Genomic DNA, 17,935 nt, shown 5'->3' on the forward strand with positions numbered 1-17,935 from the left:
CGCGGACTCACTCGGGGGTGAGCGTCTGCGTCGGTGAGTGCAGTTTCTCCAGCGACTTTCCGTTGCCGAGGTACATGTGCACGCCGCACGGCAGGCACGGATCGAAACTGCGTACCGTGCGCATGACGTCGATGCCCTTGAAGTGCTCGCGGTCGTTCTCCTCGAAGATCGGCTGGCCCTGCACCGCGTCCTCGTAGGGTCCGGGCGTGCCATAGCTGTCGCGCGGGCTGGCATTCCACGGCGTCGGCGGATACGGGTGGTAGTTGGCGATCTTGCCGTCCCGGATCACCATGTGATGCGACAGCACGCCGCGCACCGCCTCGGTGAAACCGCAGCCGATGCCTTCCTCGGGGACCTCGAACTTCTCCCAGGTCTTGGTGTGGCCGGCCCGAATCTCCGCCATCGCCTTCTCCGCGAAGTGCAGCGCGCAGGCCGCCGCGTACGCCTGGAAATAGGTGCGCGCGCGGTTGCGCTCGAGGGTGTTGCTGCCGTGCACCGGGATCTTCCACTCCAGCGTGACCGGGCCTTTGAGCGCGGTCTTGGGCAGGTTGATCTGCACGCTGTTCCCGGTCGACTTCACGTACCCGATGTCGACCAGGTTGGCCAGCGCCGTAGCCCACAGCCGGGCCAGCGGGCCGCCTCCGGTGTCCAGCGAGAGGTGGTCGGTGCCGTCGAACCAGCGTGGCGACATCACCCAGCTGTACTTCTCGTCCAGGTCTCGCTTCTGCGGCCGGGGGTTGGTGTGCTGGTTCCAGGGATGGCGCCGGTCCACCGGGTTGCCCAGCGGATCGGTCTTCACGAACATCTCCTGATCGGTCCAGTCCTCGTAGTACGAACTGCCCAGCAGGATCCGCAGGCCCAAGTTGATGTCGACCAGGGAAGTGGTCAGCAGTTTGCCGTCGACCACGACGCCGGGGGTGACGAACATCTTGCGGCCCCAGTCGACCATGTCCTTGTACTCGAAATTGCAGAACTCCGGGTCCTGGAACGAGCCCCAGCAACCCAGCAGCGTGCGCCGCAGACCGACTTTCTCGTAGCCCGGCAGCGCCTCGTAGAAGAAGTCGAACAGGTCGTCGTGCATCGGCACGACCTTCTTCATGAACTCCACATAGCGCATCAGCCGGGACAGGTAATCGGTCATCAACTGGATCGTCGCGACCGTGCCGGGTCCGCCGGGATACAGCGTGGACGGGTGGACGTGCCTGCCTTCCATCAGGCAGAACATCTCCCTGGTGATCCGGCTGACCTGTAGCGCCTCCCGGTAGAACTCACCGGTGAACGGGTTGAGCGCCCGCATGATGTCGGCGATCGTGCGATACCCGTGGTCACCCGCGTGCGGCGCCTCGGTGTTCTCCGCCCTGGCCAGCACGCCCGGGTTGGTCTCGGAGACCATCTTCTCGCAGTAGTCCACGCCGACCAGGTTCTCCTGGAAGATGTTGTGGTCGAACATGTATTCGGCGGCTTCGCCCAGGTTCACGACCCACTCGCCGAGGTGCGGCGGGCGCACGCCGTAGGCCATGTTCTGGCAGTAGCACGAACAGGTGGCGTGATTGTCACCGCAGATGCCGCAGATGCGGCTGGTGATGAAGTGCGCGTCGCGCGGGTCCTTGCCCTTCATGAAGATCGAATAGCCGCGGAAGATGGACGAGGTGCTGTGGCACTCGACCACTTCCCGGTTCTCGAAGTCGATTTTGGTGTAGATGCCGAGGCTGCCGACGATGCGGGTGATCGGGTCCCACGCCATCTCGACGAGACGGTCCGGCTCGATCGTCCGGTGCGACGGCTCCGGGATGATCTGTGTCATCAGAGATCCTCCTACCAAGTGCGGGTCGCGCCGGTCTCCAGCTTCCGGCCCCGGTGCCGCCAGTGCGGCTCCTTGTCGACGGTGCGTCCGGTGATGTGACGGAGGCTGCGGATCACCGATCCGTAGAGCCCCGATGCGCTGGACGAGAACTTCCCGCCGGGTGGTTCGTCCATGAACGGCATGAACTTGTCCGGGAAGCCCGGCATGGTGCAGCCGATGCAGATACCGCCGACGTTCGGGCAGCCACCCAGGCCGTTGATCCAGCCGCGCTTGGGGACGTTGCACTTGACCACGGGCCCCCAGCAGCCGAGCTTCACAATGCATTTCGGCGAGCCGTACTCGGTGGCGAACTCACCCTGCTCGTAGTAGCCCGCCCGGTCGCAGCCCTCGTGCACGGTCGCCCCGAACAGCCACTTGGGCCGCAACGCCTCGTCGAGTGGGATCATCGGCGCCTGTCCGGTCGCCATGTAGAGCAGATAGGTGAGCGTCTCCGACATGTTGTCCGGCTGGATCGGGCAGCCCGGCACGCACACGATCGGAATACCCGCCTTGCTCTTCCAGTCCCAGCCGAGGTAGTCCGGCACGCCCATCGCGCCGGTCGGGTTGCCCGCCATCGCGTGGATGCCGCCGTAGGTCGCGCAGGTGCCCGCCGCCACGATGGCCGTGGCCTTCGGCGCGAGACGATCCAGCCATTCGCTGGTCGTCATGGGCTGTCCGGTGGCGGGATTGTTGCCGAACCCGCACCAGTAGCCCTCTTCCTTGAGTTGCTCGTTCGGGATCGAGCCCTCGACCACCAGAACGAACGGCTCGAGTTCCCCGCGATCGGCCTTGAAGAACCACTCCAGGAAATCATCGGCGCCGCCGTTCGGGCCGCACTCGAAGTCGATGAGCGGCCAGTGCACGGCGATCTTGGGCAGACCGGGCAGGGCGCCGAGAGCGATTTCCTCGATGCTCGGCTGCGTGGCCGCCGTCAAGGCGACCGAGTCACCGTCACAACTGAGTCCGGCGTTGATCCAGAGAACGTGGATCAGCGTTTCTTCGGCTCGTACTGCTTCCTGAGTGGGCATGTCTCGCCACCTTCCGCAGCGGACCACCGGGGGCCGAATCTCGCCTTTCTCGAAGAAGGGGTCACCCGTCGATGTGATCCTGATCACTTCACCTTAAGCGCGCCCGGCGGCTTCCTCAAGAGCCGCCGAACCGGCCGCGCGACACCGCTCGGCCAGCCGGTCATACCAGGTAGACAGGCCTGCACCGCTGCTGACGGACAGCGGAAGGACCTCGACGCCGGGATGTATCGAATGGATGTACTCCCGGCATCGGTCCAGATCGAAATCGACATACGGCAGCAGATCGGTCTTGTTCACCAGCACCAGTCCTGCCGCCTGGAACATGTGCGGATACTTCAGCGGTTTGTCGGTTCCCTCGGTCACCGAGATGACGACCACCTTCTCCCGCTCCCCCAGGTCGAACAGCGCCGGGCAGACCAGATTGCCGACGTTCTCGACGAACAGCAGTGTGCCGGGCGCCGGGTCGAGCTTCTCCAGCGCGCGATACATCATCTCGGCGTCCAGGTGACATCCCGCGCCGGTGTTGACCTGCACGACCCGGCACCCCGTGGCCTGGATCCGTTCGGCGTCGAGCAATGTCGCCTGGTCGCCCTCGATCACCGCGATCGGAGTCCGGCCGGACTCGCGGATGGTGCGTTCCAGCAGACTGGTCTTGCCCGCGCCCGGCGAGCTGGTCATGTTGAGCGCGACGATGTCGCGCTCGGCCAGCCAGGCCCGGTTGCGCTGTGCCAGTTCGTCGTTCTTGGCCAGCACCTTCAGCTCCAGGCTGACGGTCTCGGTGGCGGGCACGTGGACGTGGTCGGCGTCCGGGCCGTGCGTGTGCTCATGGGGATGGGGGTGCTCATGGGCGTGGTCGTGCGCCTCGGAGTGCTGGTGGTCGTGCGGGACGCGAATCAGCGCGGCGGAGTCGTCGCCGCAACCGCAGGTTGCGCACATGCCTCACTCACCTCCATGGATCGGATACGCAGCTCGCGCCCGGAGCGGATCTCGACATCGGCGCTGCCGCAGGGACACAGCAGGATCGGGTCCGGCAGCCGGAACTCGGCTCCGCAGGTCCGGCACGCCCCTACGCCGGGGATCTCCACCAGGACCAGCTGCGCGTCCTCGGCTACCGTCGCCTCGGCCGCGACTTCGAAACAGAACCGCATCGCCTCGGGCACGACGGCGCACAGCGCGCCGACCTCGACGGTGACGGAGTGCACCCGCCGGCCCGCCGCGTGCTCGCAGACGGCGTCGATAACGCTCTGCGTGATGGCCATCTCGTGCATCGCGACCTCGATTCCTCGAGCGGACAACCTTGAGGCTACTCCCGGGCAAACGCGGTGCGGACCAAATCCATGATGCTCGGCGAACGCATCTCCATGGCGTTACGCACGACGCCTGCCGCTAGCTGCTCTCGGTGAAGCCACGGCCGGGATCCCCCTCCGGATCCCTGCCGCCCGGCAGCAAACACCTCGTGCTTACCCGAGGACCGCCCCGTCACACCTGCGCCGCCGCGGAAGCCCAGTCGTGGTCGACCGCGCTGTGGACCGCGCCACTGTTCGCATCGATCGTCACGTCGTACCGCACGCCCGCGGGCGTGGTGAGCTCCACCTCCCAGACCGGGGTGCCGCGATCGGAGTCGAGTTCGGTGGACCGGACCCGCCCGCCGGGCACGGCCCGCACCGCCGCCTCGATCGCCTGCTGCCTGCTGATCCCGGTGTCGGCCACCAGCGACCAGTCCCCCGCGGACGAGCGGAAGGCGACGGTGTGATCGTCCGGCCCGCCGGTGGCGACAGCGGCCAGGGCCGCGCTGAGACCGACGACGACGGCCGCGACGGCCGTGCCGACGAGGAGCCAGCGAAGACCGGCGTAGGCACGGCGGAAAACGGTTGTCATGCGAAACCTCCTGCGGGAGTGCTGATTCGAATGCGACTACGGTGACGCACGGAACTGAAGGCGAGCTGAAGCCACCTGAAGACGGTTTCAGGATCGGTCTGCCACTCTTGGTGGATGCGTCTGCTGATCGTGGAGGACGAGAAACGTCTGGCTCTCACACTGGCAAAAGGCTTGTCGGCCGAGGGATTTGCCGTGGATGTGGTGCACGACGGCGCCGAGGGACTGCACCTGGCGACCACCACCGACTACGACCTGATCATCCTCGACATCATGCTGCCCGGCATGAACGGTTACCGGGTCTGCGCCGCGCTGCGCGCCGGGGGCCACGAGACACCGGTGCTCATGCTGACCGCGAAAGACGGCGAATACGACGAGGCCGAGGGGCTGGACACCGGAGCCGACGACTACCTCAGCAAGCCGTTCTCCTACCTCGTGCTGCTGGCTCGCATTCGCGCCCTGTTGCGCCGCCGAACCCGCGGCGGCGCACGGGTGCTGCGCGTCGGCGACCTGATCGTGGATCCGGGCACCCGGACCTGTCGCCGCGGCTCGCAGGACGTGACGCTCACCGCCAAGGAGTTCGCCGTGCTCGAGCACCTGGCCGTCCGCGCAGGGGAGGTGGTGTCCAAAGCCGATATCCTGCACCACGTCTGGGATTTCGCCTACGACGGCGATCCGAACATCGTCGAGGTCTACATCAGCACGTTGCGCCGTAAGATCGACGCGCCGTTCGGGCGCCGGACGATCACCACCGTCCGCGGCGCCGGATACCGGCTGGCAGCCGACCGTGCCTGAGCGCAGCAGGCGTGCGTGGTGGCGATCGGTCCGCACGCGCACCACGGTCGCGGCGACGGCGGTCGTCGCGGTGGCGCTGACGGCCGCCGGGCTCACGGTGCTGGCGGTGCTGCGGCACAACCTGGTGCACAGCGCCGAATTGCAGGCGGAGACCACCGCGCGCGACGTGGCGACCCAGCTCGCCTCGGGCACCGACCTCGCGCGATTGTCGCTTCCGGACGCCGAAGATCGACCGGTGCAGATCGTTTCGATCGACCGCCGAGTCCTCGCGGCCGCCGACGAACTCGCGGGGAAACCTCCGATGGCCGATTTCGGGCCCCTCGCGAAGGCCTCCGAGGACCGAGACGACGAGGACGACGCAGACCACGAGGACGAGGACGAGGGGGAATCGGACGACGACGAAAGCCCCTCCCCGAGCGCGGACCCCACGACGGCCGACGCGGAATTCGGCGACATACGGCTGACGGTGGACACCGAGGACGGCCCGCACCCGTTCCGGGTCGCCGCCCTCGCGGTGACCACCCCCGGCGGGCAGCCCGCCACCGTCTACGCGGGCTCCTCGCTGGAGACCGCCGACAGCGCGGTGGCGGACGCGCGGCAAGCGATGCTGATCGGCCTGCCGCCGCTGCTCGCCCTGGTGGCCCTGGTGACCTGGCTGGTCACCAGGCGCGCCCTGCGCCCGGTGGAGGCGATCCGCAGGCAGCTCGCCGAGATCATGGACGGCGATCTGTCCCGGCGCGTGCCCGAACCGGGCTCCCGCGACGAGATCGGCAGGCTGGCGACCACCACCAACGCCACGCTCGCCGCGCTGGAGGAATCCGGGGAGCGCCAGCGCCGGTTCATCGCCGACGCCGCCCACGAATTGCGCAGCCCCATCGCCAGCCTGCGCACCCAGCTCGAGGTCGCCCAGGCGCACCCCGACCTGCTGGAACTCGACGGCCTGATCGGCGACACCATCCGGCTGGAACACCTCGCGGCCGACCTGCTGCTCTTGGCCCGGCTCGACGCGGGCGAGCAACCGCGTGCGGATCGCGTGGACCTGACGGTCCTGGTTCGCGACGAACTGGAGCACCGTGCGGGCGACCGGGTGGCCGTGGAGATCGCGACACCGGAGGACGCCGTCGCGGTCACCGGCAGCCGTACCCAGCTCGCGCGCGTCCTGGGCAACCTCGTCGACAACGGCCAGCGGCATGCCGCGAGCGTCGTGCGGGTAGCCGTGCAGCGCAACGCCGACGGGCGAGCGACGTTGTGGGTCGGCGACGACGGCCCGGGTGTGCCGCCCGCCGATCGCGAGCGCATCTTCCAGCGGTTCGTCCGCTTGGACGACGCGCGCAGCCGCGACGAAGGCGGCGCGGGTCTGGGCCTGGCCATCGTCCGCGATGTCGTCGAACGCCACGGGGGCACCATCCGGGTCATCGACGGCACGGCCGGCGGCGCCTGCTTCGTCGTAACCCTGCCCCTTCGCGTCTGACCACCGCGCCGCTGTCAGCGGCGATATCGCCTCGGATTCGCTCAACCGCCGAGTGCGCTGCCCAAACGTTCGATGACGATCCTGCGGGCGGCCCGCCCTTCGGGGGTCGGCGTCAGCGGATAGACATGCGGCAGCCCCTGCCCGGCGTGGTAGTCCACGGTGACTCCGGCGCGACGTGCCGCGTCCACCAGCAGGCGCGTGTCCGGGTGCAGGATGTCGTCGGTGCCGCAGAAGATCGTCAGCGGACCGAGCCCGCGCAGGTCGGCGGCGAGCGGGCTGACCCGAGGGTCGGCGAGCTCGAGCTCGCCCCGCCAGTGCTCGATGAGCACCCGGGTCCCCGCGACGCCCAGCCACGGGTCGCGGGGCTGCACGATCGGTATCTCCGGATTGCTCAGCGAGAGATCGAGGGCGGGTGCGATCAGCACGGTGCCCGGCAGCCGCACGCGATGCTCGTCCCGCAACACCACCGCGGCCGACAGAGCGATCTGCCCACCGGCGGAATCCCCTGCCAGGCAAACGTTCTCGTAGGTTTCGCGGTTCGCGAGCACCAGGTCGACGAAGCCCTGGACGACTTGCGCGGCCGTCCCGAACGGAATCAGCGGGTAGATCGCGACAGTCACGGCCGCACCGGTTTCCGCGGCGACGTCCGCGCACAGTGCCCAATGCTGCGGTGCGATCTCGTGCACCCAGCCGCCACCGTGCGCGTACACCACATTCCCTTGGGGCCGCTGCCCGCGCGGAGTCAGCGTGTAGACCGGCCAGCCGCCGCGACGGTCCACCGTGATCGCCACATCCGCGCGCAGCCGGCGCGGCGGACCGTAGCGCCGGGGCCGCAGGCTCAGATCGCGGACCCGCTCCCGCGCCGCACCGACGTCGACGAAGACCCGATTGGCGCGCGTCACCTTCAAATATCCGCGCACGACCTGGTTGGCCAGACTCGGCATCGCATCTCCTCCGCCTCGGGAGATGGACGGACGTCGAGTCCGTCGGCACCTCGGGAGGCGATTGTGCCCCAGGCGATGCCCGGGCCGACGGTGGACGGCGGCCCGAGCGGAAACCCGCGCGCTGTCAGGAGAGTTTCAGGCTCCGCCCGATGATCTCCTTCATGATCTCGGTGGTGCCACCGTAGATGGTCTGGATGCGCGCGTCCATGTAGGCCTTCGCGATCGGGTATTCCTTCATGTAGCCGTATCCGCCGTGCAGTTGCAGGCAGCGGTTGATCAGGTCGAGCTGCTCCTCGGTGCTCCACCACTTGGCCATCGCCGCGTCCTCGGCGGTCAGCTTGTTCTCGTTGAGCAGTTCGATGAACTTGTCCACCATCAGGCGCACGGCGGTGGTCTTGGTGGCCAGTTCGGCGAGCACGAAGCGGGTGTTCTGCAGCGCGCCGATCGGCTTGCCGAACGCCTTGCGGTCGCGGACGTACTGGACGGTCATGTCCAGGCAGGACTCCATGGCCGCGGCCGCCATGACGGCGATCGACAGCCGCTCCTGCGGCAGGTTCTGCATGAGGTGGATGAAGCCCATACCCTCGGTGCCGAGCAGGTTCTTGCCCGGCACGCGCACGTCGGTGAAGCTCAGCTCGGCGGTGTCCTGGGCCTTGAGGCCGAGCTTGTCCAGGTTGCGGCCGCGCTCGAAGCCGGGCATGCCGCGCTCGACCACGAACAGGCTGAAGCCCATCGCGCCCTTCTCCGGGTCGGTCTGCGCCACCACGATGACGATGTCGGAGTTGATGCCGTTGGTGATGAAGGTCTTGGCGCCGTTGAGGATCCAGTCGTCCCCGTCGCGCACCGCGCGGGTCTTGATGCCCTGCAGATCCGAACCGGTGCCCGGTTCGGTCATCGCGATCGCGGTGATGATCTCGCCCGCGCAGAATCCGGGCAACCAGCGCTGCTTCTGCTCCTCGTTGGCCAGCTCGAGCAGGTAAGGCGCGATCACATCGTTGTGCAGCGAGAAGCCGAGACCGGAGTACTGGCCGCGCACCGACTCCTCCGAGACGATGGCGTTGTAGCGGAAATCCTTCACCCCGCCGCCGCCGTACTGCTCCGGCATGGCCATGCCGAGGAAGCCCTGCTTGCCCGCCTCGAGCCAGACCTCCCGGTCGACGATGCCCTGCTCCTCCCACTTCGCGTGATTCGGCGCGACGTGCTGATCGAGAAACTTGCGGAACGACTCCCGGAACAGTTCGTGTTCGGGTTCGAAAAGTGTGCGTTCCACGCCAACCTCCTAGTGACCACACCGGCCGGTCCACACCGACCAGTCGTTGCCCATACCGTACCCGGAAGGAGAATCCGTGTTCACTTCTGGGGCCAGAACCATGGTCTCACCAGGAGCGGCGGCACGGGTCCGGATCAGCAGGCGAGATTCCCCGCAAACGATCGGAGACTTGGGAACGGACAGGGACGACAACGCCGGGCATCGCTGGATTCCACCCCGATTCTTCGGCGAGGTCGGCCGATCGCCGGTCCGGTGGCCACTACCGGGCAGCTCGAGCCTGTCCGCTACCGGCCCTTTCCGCTGGTAGTGCCAGAACCCGCGCCGGTCGGCGGCGAACGCTCGAGCCAGCCCACCCATGCGGAAGACCTACGTGGGTGAGCGCTCTGATGCGCAACCGGTTCACCACGGCCACCCAGCCTTCACCGCCGCCTTCTGTGCCACGCGACCCGCGACAACTGGTGCATCACGGAGGCGCGGACCAACCCCACTCCGGCGCCATCACGCGGCGCAATCACATCCAGGTGCGTCCGACGGGCCGACCTGCCGATCGAGCTCGCTGCACTTATGGCTTCGGCGCCGCGAACCGGTTGTGCCGACCGGACTCGGAGTGCATCCGCCGTCGACTTCGTCCCCGCTCGGCGGCGACTACACCGGAGCGACCCCATACCCCGCTCGGTCGGATCGGTAGCCACCGGATCGAGAGCCGGGGTGGCAGGCGAACCGTCAGAGGTTCAGCCAACCCCGCACACGACCCACCAGGGTGCGGCCTTGATCCCGCGCCCGTTCGGCGAAGAGGAAGTTCATCTCCTCCTCCAGCGCCTTGCGCACCACGTCACGGAACTCGACCGCGGCGGCGTGCATGTCGGCCGCGTCGCGCCATGGCGCCGGGTCGATGGGCGCGCCCGCGGAGAAATAGAAGCGCTCCGGCCGCGGGATCACGGTGGGACCGACTCCGCGGATGAGCGGCGGGGTGAGATCGCGGCTGAGGCCGAGCGCTTCCACGGTCCAGCGCAGCGGGCGCAGGATCGGATGGTCGCCGTCCACCACGATGTCGTAGGCGTCGTCGACGCCGATCATCGCGACCGGGACGATGGGCGCGCCCGCTTCGATGGCCATACGCGCGAAGCCGCTGCGCCCTTCCCACTTCAGCAGGTACTTCTCGTTCTTGCGGCGCACCGCCTCCCGGCCGCCGCCGGGGAATACCATCACGGCTTCACCGCGCCGCAGCAGGGCCAGGCAGTTGGACCGAGTCCCGCGCACCGCGCCGTAGTGGTGCAGCAGGTGACGTATACCGGGGACATTGATCAGCACGTTCTCGGCGAGACCGCGGATCAGGCGGCCGCGGCGGCGCAGCACCTCGGGCAGCAGCATCGGCGCGTCGATGCCGCCAAGCAGGTTGTGGTTACCGACCAGCAGCACCGGGCCGTCGGCGGGGATGTTCTCCAGGCCGTAGAAACGCGGGCTGGTCCACGCGCGCAGCGGCGCGAGCAGGGTGTCGATCACCCGCAGATCGGTGTCGGTCAGCGCGACCGACAGCGGCGCACCGTCGGTGAGCGCCGGATCGGCGCTGCTCGCGGCGCCGGAGCGCCGGGTGCGGGAATCGGAACGGGCGTCCGACATGAACCCTCCTGGTGTCGATTCGATGACGATAGCGCAACGAAATCGACTGCGTCGCACCGGATGTGCGCGTCCTATCGCGACACGCCCATTTGGTCGAGCGACCAGCTCGTTCAGCCGTTCCGGCAAGCCCGTCGCGAACTCGCAAGTCATCGCCCCGCCGAGGCGCCCATACCGAGGCCCACTCCACCGAGGGAAGCCATATGGCAGCCAGCCGGGCTACCTCAGGCGGCCTACAGCGCCGGCAAGGCGGGAGTCAGCGGATCGACCCGCGCACAACTGCCGGAGCGCCCCAGGCTGACGTGCGCACACGTGACGAAGCACAGGCGACCACCAGCGCGCCCACCGCCGCCCGGTGGCGCTGGGCCGCGTGCCCGCACGAAGTGGCCTAGTCGCCTGACTCCCCCGTGCCCGCGTGCGCGTACTCCGACAGGGCGGCCGCCAAGGCGTGCGGAACGCGCGCGTGAACGCGGGTTCCGCCCTCCTCATGGTGGGAGTCGAAGATGCGGCCGTCGGCGTGGATGCGGGCGAGCAGGTCGCCGCGCGTGTACGGCAGCAGCACGCTGATCTCCACGTCCAGCCCGCCGAGCATTTCGGCGAGCCGCTCGCGCAGCGCGTCGATGCCACGACCGGTGTGCGCGGACACGAACGACGCGTCCGGCAGCAGCGCGCGCAGGTTGGTGAGCTCGGTCGGCCCCATCGCGTCGGTCTTGTTCACCACCAGCAGTTCCGGCGGGGCGGGCGTGCCGGATTCCTTGATCACGTCCGTGATCACCTCGCGGACGGCCTTGATCTGCTCGGCGGGCAGTGCGTCGGAACCGTCCACCACGTGCAGCAGCAGATCGGCGCCGGTCACCTCCTCCAAGGTGGAACGGAACGCCTCGACCAGTTGCGTGGGCAGATGCCGCACGAAACCGACGGTGTCGGTGAAGACGACCTCGCGCCCGTCGTCCAGCTCCGCCCGGCGGGTGGTCGGGTCGAGGGTGGCGAACAGCGCGTCCTGAACCAGCAGGCCCGCGCCGGTGAGCTTGTTCATCAGGCTCGACTTGCCCGCGTTGGTGTAGCCGACGATCGCGACGGACGGGATGCCGCTGGAGTTGCGGCGCGCCCGCATCGTGTCGCGCGCGGTCTTCATCTCCCGGATCTCCCGGCGCAGCTTGGCCATGCGCTCGCGGATCCGGCGACGGTCGGTTTCGATCTTGGTCTCACCGGGACCACGCAGACCCACGCCGCCGTTGCTGCCCGCGCGGCCACCGGCCTGCCGGGACATCGACTCGCCCCAACCGCGCAGCCTGGGCAGCATGTACTCCATCTGGGCCAGCGAGACCTGCGCCTTGCCCTCCCGGGAGGTGGCGTGCTGGGCGAAGATGTCCAGGATCAACGCGGTCCGGTCGACCACCTTGACCTTGACCACCTTCTCCAGGGCGGTCAGCTGCGCCGGAGTGAGCTCGCCGTCGCAGATGACGGTGTCGGCGCCGGTCTCCAGTACGACCGAGCGCAACTCCTCGGCCTTTCCGGAGCCGATGTAGGTGGCCGGATCCGGCCGGTCGCGGCGCTGGATCAGCGCTTCGAGCACCTCGGAGCCCGCGGTCTCGGCGAGCGCCGCCAGCTCGGCCATGCTCGCCTCGGCCTGCGCGGCGGTACCCGCGGTCCAGACACCGACCAGCACGACGCGCTCCAGGCGCAGCTGCCGGTACTCGACCTCGGTGATGTCGGCGAGCTCGGTGGACAGGCCCGCCACACGCCGCAGCGAGCTGCGGTCCTCGAGTTGCAGCTCGCCGACGGTGGGATCGGCCGACCAGCCGGACCGGTGCATCCGCGCGGCGTGCTCGGCGACCACGTCGCCGGTCACCGCATCGTCGCCGGTCACGGCGTCGTCGGGCGCCTCGGCAGCGCGATCGTTCGCGTCCGCCGGAGTGAATTCATACGTCTCTGATTTCCTCATACACCATCCATGCTGCCACGACATCACCGCAGCACGCACGCGGTTATCGGAGGGCGGCGCTCACAGCCCGTCCCACCACGATCCGCCGAGGCGGCCCGCGGCCACCAGAACCGACGGCCCGCGCAGCCACGCCGAGCCGCGCTCCAGCCCGACGGTCAGCTCACCGCCGGGCACCCGGACCGTCACCCGGCCGGTGTCCGCGGCGATCCGGAAGCCGTCGGCGGCCAGCGCCGCGGCGGCCGCGGCGACGGTTCCCGTTCCGCAGGAACGGGTTTCGCCCACACCGCGCTCGTAGACCCGCATGTCGACCGAACCATCGGCGTCCAAGGCGGTGACGATCTCGACGTTGACCCCGTGCGGGAAGAGGTCCGGATCGAAGCCGGGCGCCACGGTCAGGTCGAGCTTCCCGAGCGCGTCCGCGGACATCCCCGGATCGACGCAGGCCAGATGCGGATTGCCGACGTCGATGCCGATGCCGGGCAGCGCCCAGCCCGCGAGGGTCGCGGTGGACGCGCCGAGTTCGCGCACAGGCCCCATACCGACGGTGACGTCGCCGGTGACCGAGTCCCCGGCATGCACCGTCACCGGGCGCGCGCCTGCGCGGCTGCCGACGACGAAACTGTCGCGGGTCTCCAGTCCCGACACGTTCAGGTAGTGGGCGAACACGCGCACGCCGTTGCCGCACATCTCGGCGATCGAACCGTCGGCGTTGCGGTAATCCATGAACCAGTCGTCGGCGCCGATGCCTTCCGGGATCTCCGCGAGTACCCCGGCGGCCAGCAGCGCACCGGCGCGCGCGACCCGCAGCACGCCGTCCGCGCCGAGCCCGCGGCGGCGATCGCACAGCGCGCCGACCCGTGCGGCCGTCAGCGCCAGGTCGGCCCCCTGGTCCGGCAGCACCACGAAATCGTTCTGGGTGCCGTGACCCTTGGTGAACTCGATATCCGGCACGGGCGATGTCTCCCTACTCGTCGTCACTTGGCAAACGTCCGGCGCTGCCGGGAAATTTCGTAGAGCGCCACCGCGGCCGCCGAGGGCGCCCCCAGCGAGCTGGCCGTCCCGCCCATCGGGATGTACACCATGTCGTCGCAGGCCGATTGCCAGGCGGCGCTCATCCCGCTGGTCTCGTTGCCGACGACCAGGATGGTCGCGTCGGTGAAGTCGTAGTCGTAGGCGGCGTGCGTGGCGTGCTCGTCGGTCCCCACGATGCGGGTCGGAATGCCACGGCGCACCTGCCGGTTGCGGAACTCCAGCACCTGCGGGGGCCCGGCGGCGCGGATCACCGGCACGGCGAACAGCGAACCGGTCGAGGCCCGTACGGCCTGCGGGTCGTACTGGTCGGCGCCGTGCCCGGTGACGATGACGCCGCAGGCCCCGAACGCGTCGGCCGAGCGGATGAGGGTACCGAGATTGCCCGGTGAGTTGGGCCGGTCGAACACCACGACCACCGGCGCGTCCTCCCCGGGCTCACCCGGTTCGAAGGTCTCCAGCTCGGGCTGCCGCGACTCCGCGACCGCCACGAGTTCCGGTATCCCCCCGGACTTCTCGCCGAGTTCGGCCATCAGCTCGGGCACCAGGCCGACCTGCGGCACGCTGCTGGTGTCCAGCACTTCACGCGCCCAGCCCGACAGCTCCGGGCCGCCCAGGCGGTACAACAACGTCTCCAGCGGCCAGTCGTTGGCCACGGCCTGCGTGATCGGACGCACCCCCTGCACCAGGAAACGACCGTCGCGATGACGCTTGGTGCGGTTGTTGAGATATGCCTGCCACACCTGGACGGAGGCGTTGCGTGTGCTCACACGTCGGGTCACTGCGGAGTCCGTTCTTTCTCTTCGAGCAGGGCCAGCGCCATCGCGGCCGGTTCCGGCGCGGCGCCGTCCACCCACCGCACCCGAGGATCGCGCCGGAACCAGGAGCGTTGCCTGCGCACGTAGCGCCGGGTACCGATCAGGGTGCGTTCCTGAGCGTGGCTCAGGTCGTATTCGTTGTCCAGATAGGCCAGGACTTGTGCGTAGCCGATGGCACGCCGCGCCGTGACGCCCTCGCGCAGGCCGTGCTCGATGAGGCCGCGCACCTCCTCGACCAGCCCGCCCTCGAACATCGCCGCGGTGCGCCGCTCGATGCGCTCGTCCAAGGCCGCGGTCTCCCGGTCCACACCGATGATGACGGTGCCCCAGCGGGGCGGCCCGATAGTCGGCGCCGAGGCGGCGAACGGCCGTCCGGTGAGTTCGACGACCTCGAGCGCCCGCACCATGCGACGGCCGTCGGTGGGCAGAATGGTGGCCGCGGCCGCCGGATCGGCCGCGCGCAGCGCCGCGTGCACGGCCGCGACACCCCGCTCGGCGAGCATCGCCTCCCAGCGCGCCCGGACGGCCGGATCGGTGGCCGGGAACTCCCACTCATCCAGCAGCGCCTGGACGTACATCATCGAACCGCCCACGATGACGGGCACCCGGCCGCGCCCCATGATCGCGACGACGTCCGCGCTCGCCGCCGCCTGATAGGCGGCCACGGACGCGGTATCCGTCACGTCGAGCACGTCGAGCTGATGATGCGGAATGCCCCGACGCTGCGCGAGCGGCAGCTTCGCGGTGCCGATGTCCATGCCGCGGTAGAGCTGCATGGCGTCGATGTTCACGATCTCGCCGCCGAGCCGTTCGGCCAGATCGAGGGCGAGATCGGATTTGCCGGTGGCGGTGGGACCGACCACCGCGATCGGAGTGATACCGGAATCGGTCACGGCGCCTCGCCCTCCGCGGGCCGCCAGATGCTCACGTGGTAACCGACCCCGAACGGGGCATCGCAGTACCGCGTCTCGACCACCGGGTCGGCCAGGAACAGCCCGGCCAGCACCTGGTAGGCGGCGCGTCCCGAGAGGCTCAGTTCGGCGCACAGGCCGGGATCGAGTGCCCGCAGCGCGGCGCGATCCCCCGTGCTCAGGGCGTGGTCCAGCCGGTCCTGCACCGGCCGGGCCCGTTCGTCGAGGTAACCGGGCGCCTTGGTGGACAGTGTCGCGGCGCCGTCCGCGACGACCAGCACACCGCGCGGCGCGGCATCGCCGTCCAGATCGGCGCGCAGCTTCGCCCCGGCCTCGCGGCAGTGCTCCGCCGTCGCGTCCGCGGGGACGATGCGCGCCTCGGCGGTTGCGCTGGGGGCGACCTGCCCGCGTAGCCATCCCCCGATCAGCACGGCCAACGGCAGGCCGGCATCGGCCCGCCGCGCCGCGGCGACCGCAGCGCCGGAGAGCCCGACGCGCACGTCGGCGCCGAATCCGCGGAACGTGCCCGCGGTCTCCGGACCGAACGTGCTCTCACCTGCGCCGACGCCGAGCACCGTCCAGCGCTGCGCCACGGCGGCGAAGGCGCGTACGGCGTCGACCACAGCGGACCGCAGCACCGCGCGCGGGTCCGGATCGCCCGCTCCCACCGCGTCCGCCACGCCGCCGCAGAGCTCGGGGACCAGCACGGGTGGCGACGGAACGAGAACGGCGACGGAGAACACGTCGTAACCGTAGTCGTTGCCGGGACCACCGGTACCGCCCGGCTTCGAGTGTCTCTGCCGGAAATACCGCCGGGATTGATAGTGTTCGAGGAGCTACAACCCAGGTCATCAGGGGTTGGAAACCCCCGGGATTCCTCCTCGGGAAGGCATGGGTCGATGGTCACAAGGGCTCGGACCGGGTTGAATGGGATGAGCTAGGGCGTAACCAGGCAGCCGTGACGCGCGGCAGGGACGAGGAAAGATGACCGACAGCAACGGAACCGCGAAAGCCGGCCCCGGCAAGATGCCCCGTTCTTCCGGTGCCCCGAAACCGGGCCGCTCGATTCCACCGCCGAAGCCGCACGCGGTCAAACCCGCCCCGGGCCCCGCCCAGCAGCATCCCCATCCCGTCGTGGTCCCCAGCGTCTCCGATCCGAGCCGGTGGGGCCGGGTCGACGAGGACGGCACCGCCTGGGTGAAGACCCCCGAGGGCGAACGCCAGGTCGGCTCGTGGCAGGCCGGTGACGCCACGGAGGGTCTGGCCCACTTCGGCCGCCGGTTCGACGACCTGGCCACCGAGGTCGCCCTGCTGGAGGCGCGGCTGGCCGCGGGTGCGGACGCGCGCAAGACCAAGGCCGCCGCCGTGGCGCTGGCCGAGTCGCTGCCGACCGCCGCGGTGATCGGGGACATCGAGGGGCTGGGCCGGCGCTTGCAGGCCATCGCCGAGCATTCCGAAGAAGCCGCCGCGCACGCCAAGGAAGAGAAGGAACGCGCCCGGCACGAGCACACCGAGCGCAAGGAGGCGCTGGCCGCGGAGGCGGAGAAGATCGCCGCCGAGTCCACCCAGTGGAAGGCCGCGGGCGATCGGCTGCGCGAGATCCTCGACGAGTGGAAGTCCATCCGGGGCGTGGACCGCAAGGTGGACGACGCGTTGTGGAAGCGCTACTCCAAGGCCCGTGAGGCGTTCAACCGCCGCCGCGGCGCGCACTTCGCCGAGCTGGATCGCGAACGCGCCGCCGCGAAGTCGCGCAAGGAAGAGCTGTGCGTGCAGGCCGAGGAACTGTCCGGTTCCACCGAATGGGTGGCCACCGCGGGCGTCTTCCGCGATCTGCTCGCCGAGTGGAAGGCCGCCGGGCGCGCGCCACGCGAGGCCGACGAGGCGCTGTGGCGGCGCTTCAAGAGCGCGCAGGATGTCTTCTTCGCCGCCCGCAACGCCGCCGTCTCCGAGCGCGACGCCGAGTTCGAACAGAACGCGACCGCCAAAGAGGAACTGCTGAGCGCCTACGCCTTCATCGATCCGTCCGCCGATCTGGAAGTGGCCCGCAGTGCGCTGCGCGAGCTCCAGGAGAAGTGGGACGCCATCGGCAAGGTGCCGCGCGAGCGCATGCAGGAACTGGAAGGCAAGCTGCGGGCGATCGAGAAGCGCGTGCGCGACGCCGTGGACGCGCAGTGGCGGCGCACCGACCCCGAGGCGATGGCCCGCGCCGCCCAGTTCCGCGAGCGCGTGGCGCAGTTCGAGGAGCAGGCGGCGAAAGCGCAGGCCGCGGGCAACGCGCGCGACGCGGAGAAGGCGCTGGAGCAGGCCAAGCAGTGGCGGGAGTGGGCCGAGGCCGCCGAAGGCGCCGTCAGCAACCGCTGAGTTCGCTCGATCGACGATTGCGGCCCTT

Annotated in this window: 16 protein-coding genes; 3 read left to right on the plus strand and 13 right to left on the minus strand. The window is 69.4% G+C overall.

Features of this window, described 5'->3' with window-relative positions:
- Positions 1-7: 7 nt before the first annotated feature.
- The 5 genes from ON29_RS18655 to ON29_RS33920 all read right to left on the minus strand — a co-directional run bounded on the left by ON29_RS18655 (position 8) and on the right by ON29_RS33920 (position 4,749).
- Positions 8-1,804, minus strand: coding sequence for a nickel-dependent hydrogenase large subunit (locus tag ON29_RS18655; protein ID WP_040867908.1), 1,797 nt, complete (start codon positions 1,802-1,804; stop codon positions 8-10).
- 11 nt (positions 1,805-1,815) lie between these two features.
- Positions 1,816-2,871, minus strand: a complete 1,056-nt coding sequence (locus ON29_RS18660; protein ID WP_040867910.1) for an NADH-quinone oxidoreductase subunit B family protein — start codon at positions 2,869-2,871, stop codon at positions 1,816-1,818.
- A 93-nt stretch (positions 2,872-2,964) separates the two neighbouring features.
- Positions 2,965-3,807 carry a hydrogenase nickel incorporation protein HypB gene (gene hypB / locus ON29_RS18665; protein WP_051175351.1) on the minus strand — a complete coding sequence of 281 codons (843 nt, stop codon included), beginning with the start codon at positions 3,805-3,807 and terminating at the stop codon, positions 2,965-2,967.
- Positions 3,765-4,139: a hydrogenase maturation nickel metallochaperone HypA/HybF gene (locus tag ON29_RS18670; RefSeq protein ID WP_040867913.1), complete on the minus strand. Its 375-nt coding sequence runs from the start codon at positions 4,137-4,139 to the stop codon at positions 3,765-3,767. Before ON29_RS18670 ends, hypB begins: the two co-directional genes overlap by 43 nt.
- Positions 4,140-4,350: 211 nt before the next feature.
- Positions 4,351-4,749 carry a PepSY domain-containing protein gene (locus ON29_RS33920; protein ID WP_051175352.1) on the minus strand — a complete coding sequence of 133 codons (399 nt, stop codon included), beginning with the start codon at positions 4,747-4,749 and terminating at the stop codon, positions 4,351-4,353.
- Between the two features lie 114 nt (positions 4,750-4,863).
- On the opposite strand from ON29_RS33920, the gene ON29_RS18680 reads away from it, so the two are divergent.
- Both ON29_RS18680 and ON29_RS18685 read left to right on the plus strand, forming a co-directional pair.
- Positions 4,864-5,541: a response regulator gene (locus tag ON29_RS18680; RefSeq protein WP_040867915.1), complete on the plus strand. Its 678-nt coding sequence runs from the start codon at positions 4,864-4,866 to the stop codon at positions 5,539-5,541.
- A complete protein-coding gene (locus ON29_RS18685; RefSeq protein WP_040867917.1) occupies positions 5,534-7,012 on the plus strand; it encodes a sensor histidine kinase in 1,479 nt (492 codons plus the stop codon). The genes ON29_RS18680 and ON29_RS18685 overlap by 8 nt, the downstream gene beginning before the upstream one ends.
- A 41-nt stretch (positions 7,013-7,053) precedes the next feature.
- On the opposite strand, the gene ON29_RS18690 is transcribed toward ON29_RS18685, so the two are convergent.
- The 8 genes from ON29_RS18690 to ON29_RS36685 all read right to left on the minus strand — a co-directional run bounded on the left by ON29_RS18690 (position 7,054) and on the right by ON29_RS36685 (position 16,289).
- Entirely contained in the window at positions 7,054-7,956 is a 903-nt protein-coding gene (locus ON29_RS18690; protein WP_040867919.1) for an alpha/beta hydrolase fold domain-containing protein, read from the minus strand.
- Positions 7,957-8,080: 124 nt separating this feature from the next.
- Positions 8,081-9,226 carry an acyl-CoA dehydrogenase family protein gene (locus tag ON29_RS18695; protein WP_040867921.1) on the minus strand — a complete coding sequence of 382 codons (1,146 nt, stop codon included), beginning with the start codon at positions 9,224-9,226 and terminating at the stop codon, positions 8,081-8,083.
- A gap of 723 nt (positions 9,227-9,949) precedes the next feature.
- Complete coding sequence (locus tag ON29_RS18700) at positions 9,950-10,846, minus strand: lysophospholipid acyltransferase family protein (RefSeq protein WP_051175353.1); 897 nt, start codon at positions 10,844-10,846, stop codon at positions 9,950-9,952.
- 385 nt (positions 10,847-11,231) lie between these two features.
- Positions 11,232-12,659, minus strand: a complete 1,428-nt coding sequence (hflX, locus tag ON29_RS18705; RefSeq protein ID WP_051175362.1) for a GTPase HflX — start codon at positions 12,657-12,659, stop codon at positions 11,232-11,234.
- Positions 12,660-12,848: 189 nt separating this feature from the next.
- Positions 12,849-13,730 (minus strand): diaminopimelate epimerase, encoded by an 882-nt coding sequence (gene dapF, locus ON29_RS18710; RefSeq protein ID WP_040867999.1) that lies wholly within the window; start codon positions 13,728-13,730, stop codon positions 12,849-12,851.
- Positions 13,731-13,762: 32 nt separating this feature from the next.
- Positions 13,763-14,599 (minus strand): TrmH family RNA methyltransferase, encoded by an 837-nt coding sequence (locus tag ON29_RS18715; RefSeq protein WP_040867925.1) that lies wholly within the window; start codon positions 14,597-14,599, stop codon positions 13,763-13,765.
- Positions 14,596-15,528, minus strand: a complete 933-nt coding sequence (gene miaA, locus ON29_RS18720; RefSeq protein ID WP_040867926.1) for a tRNA (adenosine(37)-N6)-dimethylallyltransferase MiaA — start codon at positions 15,526-15,528, stop codon at positions 14,596-14,598. Before miaA ends, ON29_RS18715 begins: the two co-directional genes overlap by 4 nt.
- Positions 15,525-16,289 carry a class III extradiol ring-cleavage dioxygenase family protein gene (locus ON29_RS36685; RefSeq protein ID WP_040867927.1) on the minus strand — a complete coding sequence of 255 codons (765 nt, stop codon included), beginning with the start codon at positions 16,287-16,289 and terminating at the stop codon, positions 15,525-15,527. The genes miaA and ON29_RS36685 overlap by 4 nt, the downstream gene beginning before the upstream one ends.
- A 241-nt stretch (positions 16,290-16,530) precedes the next feature.
- Between ON29_RS36685 and ON29_RS18730 the strand changes: the two genes are divergently transcribed.
- Entirely contained in the window at positions 16,531-17,907 is a 1,377-nt protein-coding gene (locus ON29_RS18730) for a DUF349 domain-containing protein (protein WP_040867928.1), read from the plus strand.
- Positions 17,908-17,935 lie beyond the last annotated feature (28 nt).

It is taken from the genome of Nocardia exalbida NBRC 100660 (assembly GCF_000308575.1).
Lineage (GTDB): Bacteria > Actinomycetota > Actinomycetes > Mycobacteriales > Mycobacteriaceae > Nocardia > Nocardia exalbida.